This is a genomic window from Geotalea toluenoxydans JCM 15764 (assembly GCF_001311985.1).
Classification (GTDB): Bacteria; Desulfobacterota; Desulfuromonadia; order Geobacterales; family Geobacteraceae; genus Geotalea; species Geotalea toluenoxydans.
The window spans coordinates 34,422-43,554 of record NZ_BBCJ01000007.1; the positions used below are offsets into that span (position 1 = coordinate 34,422).

A 9,133-nucleotide genomic window follows, 5' to 3' on the forward strand; every position below is an offset into this window, starting at 1 on the left:
CAATAAATTAGGTTAAGGAAGAGATATGAAAATTGTTTGCCTGTTGGGAGTCCACGTGCCAATGGAAATAGTGCCGCCATTGCCCGCCGTTTTCTGGCTAAAGCGGAAGGACTCAATGCGGAAACCCGCACCTTTGAACTGAATCGCCTTACCTATCGCGGCTGCCAGGGGTGCTACGGCTGCAAATCGGCCGCCGATCACTGTGTCCTTGCCGATGACCTGACCCAGGTGCTGGAGGTGGTGAAGGAAGCTGATGTGGTTGTCTATGCCTCTCCCGTTTACTACGGCGACATAACCGCCCAATTAAAGGGATTCATGGACCGCACTTTCTCTTACCTGGTTCCGGACTATGAAACCAATACGCAACCGACTCGGTTGCCGCCGGGGAAAAATCTCCTCTTTATCCTCACCCAGGGCGATCCGGATCCGGAACATTTTGCCGACATCTTCCCCCGCTACGAGTATTTCCTCAAGTGGGGCGCCTTTGCCCAAATCCGTCTGGTCCGTGCCTGCGGCGTCGGTGGGGAAGGGGCCGCAGATGTGCCGCCGGATGTTCTGTTTCAGGCCGAAGAAGTGGCATCGAGGTTTTGTGAGCGGTAATGGAATGGTCGGCAGGATTTCCCGAGAGAAAGGCAGAAAAGTCATGTTGTGCGAATCCGAAAATCTCGATGATTATCTGGTTTCAGACCCGGTGGTGGATTGGAAGACACCCGTCGTGCAGCAGGCCGCCTTCCATCTGACCAGGTCGCTTTCGGATGACGTTGAAAAGGCCCGCTGCCTGTACGAATGGGTGCGGGACACCATCCCCCATTCCAACGATGCGGGGATAGATCTGGTCACCTGTACCGCCAGTGAGGTGCTTCAGCATGCCACAGGGATCTGCTTCGCCAAGAGTCATCTTCTGGCCGCCCTGCTCAGGGCGGTCAACATCCCGGCTGGGTTCTGCTACCAGGTTTTGCGCCTGGACCCGCCGGTCAATAACCAGCTGGTGTTGCATGGGTTCAACGGTATCCATCTGCCAAGCCTCGGCAGATGGATCCGAATCGATCCCCGGGGCAACACCGGCGGGATCGATGCCCAGTTCAGCCTGGAGGCGGAGCAGCTGGCCTTTTCAATGGACCCGGCGGCTGGTGAATTTATCTATGACACGATCTTTGCCGCCCCGGCACCTTCGGTGGTCGACCGGCTGCGGAAGTACAACAGCAGAACCGCGCTCTGGCGGGATTTGCCAGGGCCATTCTGATTGACGGCAGCTACCGGTCCTTTCTTTCCCAGCTGTAATTCCTTCCTCTTTTTTCTTTTGGCGAACCGTTAAAAAAATCGGGAACCTTTGCCCTCCCACCGCGTATATACCGTTAACACAAACGAAAGCAGGCGAGATGGAAGACCTCCAGGTCATACAACGTGTGCAGGGTGGCGATACAGAGGCTTTTGCCATTCTGGTGTCCCACTATCAACGCAATCTGCTGAATTTTATCCACAGGCTGGTGCGTGACGAGGCGCTTGTGGAGGACTTGGGGCAGGAGATTTTCCTGGATGCTTTCCGGGGGCTGTCTCGTTTTAATCCGGAGCGGGGCGTTCCCTTTGCAGCGTGGCTGTTCATCCTGGCCCGCAACAGATGCATTTCCGAACTGCGGGCTCGATCTTTACGCAGCTTTGTGGATATGGACGGCATTCCAGAACTTCCGGGGTCCCTTCCCGATGCGGAGGAGCTGTTCCTGGAGGGAGAGCGCCGGGAGGCATTACGCAGGTCTCTGGAGCAGTTGCCGGAGCCGTACCGGGAGACAATACTGCAGAGTCTGGCAGGAAAGGCCCTGGATGAAATTGCCGCCAAAGATGGAGTGTCCCTGGGCACAGTGAAATCGCGCCTGTTTCGGGCGAAAGAGGGTTTGAAATCGTTGATTGGTCAGATGTACGGGAGAGAGAGCAATGGAAGAGTTTGAACCCTCACCTCATTTTGTTCACCGCGTTATGGTCGCTGTTCGTGCCGAAGCTGAGCAATTGGTACCGGAGCGGTTGCCGGCAGTGCTGTTGTCTGCGCCGCTACGCTGGTCCCTGGCGGCTGGGGGATCGGTCCTGACGCTGGTGAACCTGTTCCGGATGATCGGTTCTTTCTTCGCACCTTCGTTTTGCGGCTAGGGGATAAACATGATTGGCGGCGAGAGGACGATTGCCGTGACTTCGTCCGATCGTTCGGTTGCCACAGCTGCGGACCTTGCGGTGGCGTCTCTTCCGCATGGCACCCCGTTGACTGCCAATGGGGCAGCTTCGTTGATTCTACGGCGGGTGTCCGCTCGTCGCTGCGGCTCGGTCACTCACTCCCGAAGCCACGGCAATCTTGGGACATATGAAAAACTCAGGGAGGTAACTCATGTCACAAATCAGGCCACCGCGTGTTAACTGGCCGGCTCTTCTTCTTGGCATGACCATGCCCGGCCTGGGACAGATGGTGAATGGCGAGATCGTCAAAGGGATCTCTTTTTTCGCCATCTATGAAATGCTCGCCGTTATTGGGCTGCGCTGCGCCGTGCGCCTTCCGGACCGGCTGCTCATGGTCGGCACCGGTCTCACGCTGCTGTCGGTCATCCTCTTTTATCTCTGGACCATACGGGATGCCGCGGTGACACGAAGGGAAGGGGAGCCAAGGCCGTACAACCGCTGGTATTTCTACCTGGCTGCCTGGCTGGTGGGGATGGTGGCGGTGAACGGTGCGGTGATCGCCCATATAAAATCCTCCACCATCGAGGCGTTCCGGATCGTTGCCGAAAGCATGGCGCCGACGGTTCTGCGGGGGGACTTCGTGCTGACGGACAAAACGCCTACCGGCGGGGGGCGCCGCAGGTGGGAGACGTGGTGATGTTCATCGATCCTGACGACCGGAGCAAGATCTTCATCCGCAAGATCGCGGCGCTCCCGGGGCAGAAGTCCTCGGACGGGGAAACCGTGCCCCACGGCATGGTATATGTTCTCGGCGAAAAGCTTTCGGCGCCCGGCAGTGCTACCACCGGTTATATTCCGCTACGGGACCTGGCGGGGAAGGCGCGGCAGATCTACTGGTCTAGAGGTGATGCCGGAGTTAGACGGGAACGGATCGGGATGGTCGTGACGTCGGGCAGGTAAGATAAAAAAATGCCTCCAGCGCTTGCAGGCTGAAGGCATTTTTGTCTTTTGTGCCGGCGGCTATTCCGCCTTTTCGAAGTTCCCCTTCTCCTGGTACTGGGGGCATTTCTGAGGCTTGCACCGCCCCTCCTTGGTGTATCCGCAACTACTGCATTTCCATACTGCCATGTGTTTCTCCTTTTGTGTTAATCCCCCCTATTCCATAGGGGGGAAGCGAACGTACATGAGCAGGGGGGTTATTTTCCATTCTCCAATTTCAGCTCCCTCACCTGCCCAAAGGCAGAAAGTGGCCCATCCAGTTTCTTCTCATCCCCGACAACCACCAGCACCATGCGCTCCGGGTGCAGATATTTTTTAGCCACGCGCAGCACATCCTCTTTCGTCACCTTGGCCAGGTTATCCCGGTAGTTTTCCAGGTAACCTGCCGGGTAGTCGAAATATTCGAGCCGAACCCGCTGATTGACGATGGTATCCGGTCTGGTGAAGCCGAAGATGAAGGAGTTGATCATGAAATCCTTGGCCAGCTTTAGTTCTTCGTCGGTGACCGGTGCCTTGGTCATGCCGGCGATTATATCACGCATCAGGTTGGTCGCCTTGATGGTGGACTGGCTTTTTGTTTCGGTTTCTGCCACAAAGGTGCCGATAAACTGACGGCCGATATCGAAGTGGCTGTCCACATTATAGGCGAGCCCTTGATTGGAGCGGATTTCCTGTGTGAGGCGCGAGGTGAAACCGCCGCCAAGTACGTAGTCCATGATTCTTACCGCGTAAAGGTCCGGGTTGTTCTTATCGATGCCCAGATCTCCCATGCGGATCACCGACTGGCCAATATCCTTCCTCGCCAGCAACACCTCGCTTTATCTCCTTTTGCACCGGGGGGACGGAGGGTACTCGACCGCCAACTTTTCCCAGCCGGCGAAGGTTTTTTCCAGCTTTTCGATCAGCTCCTTCTTGTCGAAATCGCCGGCCACGGCGAGCATCATGGTATTGGGATGGTAATATCGCTGATGGAATTTGATCAGGTCATCCCTGCTGATGCTCTTCACCGTTTCGATGGTGGGAATTCTCCCCAATGGGTGATTGGGATAGATGGCCTTTTGCAGTTCCCGGTCCGCCACTTCCTTGGGGTTGTCATTCTGGCGGCGCAGCCTTCGATGGTGCGGTTTTTTGCCAGGGCCACCCGGTCCTCGCGGAAAGCCGGATTCATGGCCAGATCGGCGAAGAGGAAAAGGGTCGCATCCAGGTTCTTTTTCAGGCAGCTAAGTGAAATATTGCCCACGTCGGCGCCGATGCTTGATTCAATGGATGAAGCCATGAATTCAAGTTCCGCATCCAGCTTCTCCGGTGTTCTGGACATGGTTCCGCCACTGCGCATTACCGCCCCGGTAAGCCCGGCCAGCCCGGCTTTGTCTGCCGGCTCATAAATGCTGCCGGTTTTTATGTAGGCGGTGATGCTGACGATGGGGAGTTCGTGATCTTCCAGCATATGAACGATCATGCCGTTTTTAAGCTGTACCCGCTCAGTTTTGGGAATCTCGAACTTGAGGGGCGAAAAGGTCATGGTTCGCGGGTTTGCCACCTGTGCGCCGGTGGTGCATCCTGAGATGACCAGCACCGTGGAAAGGATGAGGCACATGCTGATGCAAAGGTTTCGTATGTTTTTCATGGTATTGACCTCGGGAATTTGATCTGAAGCTTTATAGCTACCCCCCTGCACCACATTCGCTTCCCCTATGTAATAGGGATGAAGGGGGGTCCAGTTCACTTCGCCTGGCGCTTGGCGATGGCTCCCACGATCCGGTTCGTCTTCACCAGGTATTTCTGCGCCACGCGTATGACGTCGTCGGGTGTCACCCTGGCGACATGCTGCCGGTGCTCGATCAGATAACGCCAGCTGCCGGTGGTCGCCTCGTATTCGGTGAGGTTTCTCGCCAGGCCGCCGTTGGAAATCATCTGTCGTGATTCTTCGTATTCCAGCTTGTTGAGTATCTGCTGCAGCTCGGGAGGGGTAACCGGTTCCTTTTTCAGCCGTTCCAGCTCCTCATAAACAGCCTCTTCCACCTCTTTTGCCGTATGGGGGTCTCGCGGGGTTGCAGCCAGGACATACAGATTCGGGTAGCGGGTTCCCGGTGCTGGAAATGAGGAAATATCGGTGGCCAGCTGTTTTTCCACCACCAGCTTCTTGTGCAGTCTGGATGTGCGGCCATCGGCCAGCAGCATATCTATGACATCGAAGACATAGTCATCGGGAGAGGGAAAGGTGGGCTTGTGAAAGGCGATGATCAGCTGCGACTCAGCGTCGGCCTCCACTTCGATCCGCTTTTCACCAAGCTGCTGTGGCTCTTCCACTGCAACCGGCTGCACCGGTGTTCCCGGCGCTATGTCACCGAAAAATTTTCCACCAGGGCAATGGTCTCGGCAATTTTTATATCGCCGACGATGGCTATAATGGCGTTGTTGGGGGCATAATATTTATGGAGGAAGGCCTCCGCCTTGGTCCGCGACAGGTTTTCCAGGTCAGACATCCAGCCGATGATCGGCTGCCCGTAAGGATGGGCAACGAAGGCGGTGGCAACGAAATTCTCCCACAGTTGACCTTCCGGTTCCGTCTCATAGGAGCGGCGACGTTCTTCCATGACCACATCACGCTCCGTGTAAAACTCCCGCAGCACGGCGTTCTTCATCCGGTCCGATTCAATGGCCGCCCACAGCTCCATCTTGTTGGCCGGCATGTTGATGAGGTAGGTGGTGCCGTCCTTGCTGGTGAAGGCGTTGTAGCCGGAGCCCCCATTTCTGGCATAGATCTGGGAAAATTCTTCCTTGACCACATATTTCTCCGCCGCTCTTTCCAGAGCGTAGAGCTCTTTTTTCAACTTGTCGATGGTTTCCTGACTGGCATTTTCCCGCCGTGATTTTTCAAGCATCAGGGCCTGGGCAGTCTGCTCGATCTTGTCCAGGAGAGGCTTTTCTTCGGCATAATTGGTGGTGCCAAGGGTCTTGGTGCCCTTGAAGAGCATGTGCTCCAGCAGGTGGGCCAGCCCTCGCTCGTCGCTGCGCTCATCGACGCTGCCGACCCGGTACCTGATCCAGGCGGCGACGGTGGGGGAGGTATGGCGCTCGACCAAGAGGAGCTTCATGCCATTTTTCATGGTATATTCCTGCACCTTGTCCTCAAGACCCTGGCAAAAGGCAAATGGGGCGATAAAGACGACGCACAGAACGGTAAACAGGACGATTCGCTGCAAGGCATTCATGATGGTAGGACCTTTCGCTGTGATGGATTTTTTGCAGAGAGCCGTATAAATACCATTAAGAAGATGGTAAGGCAATGGCTAAAAATGCATTGTTTGATGTGATGCGGCTATAGGATGGGGTTTTGTCTTTAAGGTTTCTAATTTTACTATTGAGCTCACTCCTGGGGGTAGAGGCTGGAGATGTGCCGTATGGTGTCCAGGGAATCAAAAAATGCCTCAACCACTTCCGGATCGAACTGCCGTCCCGATTCGCTGCGCAGCTTTTCCAGCACCTCTGCTTCGCTCCACGCCTCCTTGTAGCATCTCTGGGAGCAGAGGGCGTCATAGACATCGGCTATGGCCACTATCCTGCCGAAAAGAGGTATCTCCTCCCCCTTCTTGCCGAGCGGAGCCCCATCTGAATTCAGCTGCCCCGGCAGAGGTTCCCCGCTCTGGCGGTTCACATGGCCCGGATAACCTTGCCCATCCCAACGCTCGTGATGGTTCAGTGCCACCACGTAAGCAGCCTCGTCAACATCGGAGTAGAGCTCGGCAAAGAGGCGGGCGCCGAGTACCGTGTGCTGCTTCATGATATGGAATTCTTCCGGGGTAAAGCGGTCCGGTTTCTTCATGATGACATCGGAAATGGCCACCTTGCCCACATCATGGAGCATGGCCGCCATGGTCAGGATATCCTTGTTCCGCTCGATTTCGGCAGGGGGATGTTTTTTTTCATGGCCCATGTCTCATAGATGGCCGAAGAATACGCGCCGACCCTTTTTACATGGGGGCCGGTCTCCTTGGGGTCCCGCAGTTCCGCCATCATGTTCATGCGCATGATGATCCCCCTGGTCAGTTTCGCCCGCTCCACTGCATTTGCTGCATTATTGGCAAAGTGCACAAGGAGGGGTTCATCTTCAGCAGCAAATGGGACCGGTGCACCGCCTCCATCCTTGGCATTTATCAGCTGCAGTACTCCGGTAATTTCGCCGCGGACCGTCTTGAGCGGAAAGGTAAGCATGGATCTGGTCCGGTAGCCGGCGATGTCGTCATAACTTCTGTCAAAAGAAAAAGGGTCATTATCCGTGAGCTGATATACATCGGCGATGTTTATCGCTTCCCCTGAGGCAGCAACGTGCCCGGCAATGGAATGGTGGTCGATGGGGATGGAAAATGTGGAATAGATGAGTTTTTTACCAGGAGGCAGTTTTTTCTGCAGGGTATCATTCTGGGTGTAGCTGAAGAGCAGCCTCTCTTCTTCCCTGATGTAGATGGACCCGGCGTCTGCCCTGGTAAACTTCTGGCCTCCAGGAGGATCTTTTCCAGCAACAGATCGATGTCATTGATGCGGGAAATCACCAGCCCAAGATCGATGATCCTTTGCAGTTTGCCGCTCATTTTCGTCATGGCTTCACCATCCGCCGGTCAATTATCATTAAGGAGTGGAGTGTCTTCATTATAGAAAGTTTTGCGTATCTTGCCATACATTTATTGCAGGTAACGATGGAAACTAATTCGAAACTCCTTTTGTTTGGCGACAGGTTGTTGTGGTAGAGTTAAACCACATGCCAATTGAACCTGCGGGGGTAACATGAGTCTGTTTCTGTTGTCGTTCTTTCTTCTCTACGGCAGTCTGCACGCATATGTCTTTTTCAAGGCTAAAGGGGCTGTGGCATTCGGTAATGCCATCTCTGCCGTGATGGTTATTTTTTTTGTCATCATGGTCATATCCCCGGTACTGGTGCGGGTAGCCGAAAGGCATGGCATGCATCCCACAGCCAGCGTCATTGCCCATATCAGCTATACCTGGATGGGTTTTCTCTTTCTCTTTTTTTCCGCTTCAATCGCCATCGACCTATACAATTTGCTGCTGATAGTTGCCGGAAAGCTGTCCGATCGGGAATTTTCAGATTTTGCTTTGCAAGCAGTCCCTGGTTTTTATCTCCCGCTGCTCATTGCTGCCGTTATTTCCACGTATGGATTTTTTGAAGCCCGCCACATAAAAGCAGAGCGGATCACCATTACTTCGCCCAAAATGCCCGTAGCGGTGAAAAAACTGGTGGTGGTGCAGATCTCCGACCTGCATCTGGGAGTTATGGTCGGGAAGGAACGTCTGGCAAAGGTTCTTGAGCTGGTAAAGGCTGAGGATCCCGACATGGTGGTCTCCACAGGGGACCTGCTCGACAGTCAGCTGGACGGACTGGGAGTGATGGTGCCGCTTCTGCAGGAGCTGAAACCTCCTCTGGGCAAATTTGCCGTCACCGGCAATCATGAGGTCTATGCCGGCTTGCCACAGGCCCTTTCCTTTATGGAAAAGGCGGATTTCAAAATACTTCGCCACGAGACTGCTGCCGTTGCCGGTCTGCTTGATCTAGTCGGAGTAGATGATCCGGCTTCCCAGCGGGACTCCAGGAAAAAGGCGCCGGCAGAAACCGATCTGCTTGCCGGACTTTCGAGAGATCGTTTCACCTTGCTCCTCAAGCATCGTCCGGTAATCGAACCTGCATCCCTCGGGCTGTTCGACCTGCAGCTGTCGGGTCACGTCCACAAGGGACAGATATTTCCATTCAACCTGCTGACCCACCTTTTTTACCCGGTGAAGATGGGCCTCTCCCGCCATCTTAACAATTCCTCCTGTATGTGAGCCGCGGTACCGGCACTTGGGGGCCGCCGATTCGCTTTCTTGCCCCGCCCGAGATTACCGTCATCACCATCATCCCTGCTCGTTAACCATGTGAGCCTGGTTGGTTGACGACGGCGTCGCTCTATGCTAAAACATC

11 protein-coding genes and 2 pseudogenes are annotated in these 9,133 nt (G+C 55.0%); 7 read left to right on the forward strand and 6 right to left on the reverse strand.

What is annotated here, in order from left to right; translation table 11 throughout:
• Positions 1–36 precede the first annotated feature (36 nt).
• The 6 genes from JCM15764_RS05770 (at position 37) to JCM15764_RS05790 (ending at position 3,120) form a co-directional block, all read left to right on the forward strand.
• The gene (locus JCM15764_RS05770) at positions 37–600 is read left to right on the forward strand and encodes a flavodoxin family protein (RefSeq protein WP_243688446.1); all 564 of its coding nucleotides are present in this window, start codon (positions 37–39) and stop codon (positions 598–600) included.
• Positions 601–643: 43 nt separating this feature from the next.
• Positions 644–1,243 (forward strand): transglutaminase-like domain-containing protein, encoded by a 600-nt coding sequence (locus JCM15764_RS05775; protein WP_054693742.1) that lies wholly within the window; start codon positions 644–646, stop codon positions 1,241–1,243.
• 136 nt (positions 1,244–1,379) lie between these two features.
• Positions 1,380–1,943, forward strand: coding sequence for an RNA polymerase sigma factor (locus JCM15764_RS05780; protein WP_054693559.1), 564 nt, complete (start codon positions 1,380–1,382; stop codon positions 1,941–1,943).
• Positions 1,930–2,139, forward strand: a complete 210-nt coding sequence (locus JCM15764_RS22035) for a hypothetical protein (RefSeq protein WP_243688447.1) — start codon at positions 1,930–1,932, stop codon at positions 2,137–2,139. The genes JCM15764_RS05780 and JCM15764_RS22035 overlap by 14 nt, the downstream gene beginning before the upstream one ends.
• 232 nt (positions 2,140–2,371) lie before the next feature.
• Positions 2,372–2,857: a S26 family signal peptidase gene (locus JCM15764_RS05785; RefSeq protein WP_054693562.1), complete on the forward strand. Its 486-nt coding sequence runs from the start codon at positions 2,372–2,374 to the stop codon at positions 2,855–2,857.
• Positions 2,842–3,120 carry a S26 family signal peptidase gene (locus JCM15764_RS05790; RefSeq protein ID WP_243688448.1) on the forward strand — a complete coding sequence of 93 codons (279 nt, stop codon included), beginning with the start codon at positions 2,842–2,844 and terminating at the stop codon, positions 3,118–3,120. The genes JCM15764_RS05785 and JCM15764_RS05790 overlap by 16 nt, the downstream gene beginning before the upstream one ends.
• 60 nt (positions 3,121–3,180) lie before the next feature.
• Here the strand turns inward: JCM15764_RS05790 and JCM15764_RS05795 are convergent, their stop codons facing one another.
• The 6 genes and pseudogenes from JCM15764_RS05795 to JCM15764_RS22045 form a co-directional block, all read right to left on the reverse strand.
• The gene (locus JCM15764_RS05795) at positions 3,181–3,288 is read right to left on the reverse strand and encodes an RCKP-type rubredoxin-like domain-containing protein (RefSeq protein WP_054693569.1); all 108 of its coding nucleotides are present in this window, start codon (positions 3,286–3,288) and stop codon (positions 3,181–3,183) included.
• A gap of 68 nt (positions 3,289–3,356) precedes the next feature.
• A pseudogene (locus JCM15764_RS29355) lies at positions 3,357–4,103 on the reverse strand (M16 family metallopeptidase).
• A gap of 59 nt (positions 4,104–4,162) precedes the next feature.
• Positions 4,163–4,885, reverse strand: coding sequence for a M16 family metallopeptidase (locus tag JCM15764_RS29360; RefSeq protein ID WP_439645263.1), 723 nt, complete (start codon positions 4,883–4,885; stop codon positions 4,163–4,165).
• Positions 4,882–6,374: pseudogene (locus JCM15764_RS05805) on the reverse strand (M16 family metallopeptidase). Before JCM15764_RS05805 ends, JCM15764_RS29360 begins: the two are co-directional and overlap by 4 nt.
• A 155-nt stretch (positions 6,375–6,529) precedes the next feature.
• A complete protein-coding gene (locus JCM15764_RS22040) occupies positions 6,530–7,096 on the reverse strand; it encodes an HD-GYP domain-containing protein (RefSeq protein ID WP_243688449.1) in 567 nt (188 codons plus the stop codon).
• Positions 7,039–7,626, reverse strand: a complete 588-nt coding sequence (locus JCM15764_RS22045; protein WP_369412263.1) for a GAF domain-containing protein — start codon at positions 7,624–7,626, stop codon at positions 7,039–7,041. Before JCM15764_RS22045 ends, JCM15764_RS22040 begins: the two co-directional genes overlap by 58 nt.
• A gap of 318 nt (positions 7,627–7,944) precedes the next feature.
• Between JCM15764_RS22045 and JCM15764_RS05815 the strand changes: the two genes are divergently transcribed.
• Positions 7,945–8,997, forward strand: coding sequence for a metallophosphoesterase (locus JCM15764_RS05815; protein WP_243688450.1), 1,053 nt, complete (start codon positions 7,945–7,947; stop codon positions 8,995–8,997).
• The last annotated feature ends 136 nt before the right edge of the window (positions 8,998–9,133 follow it).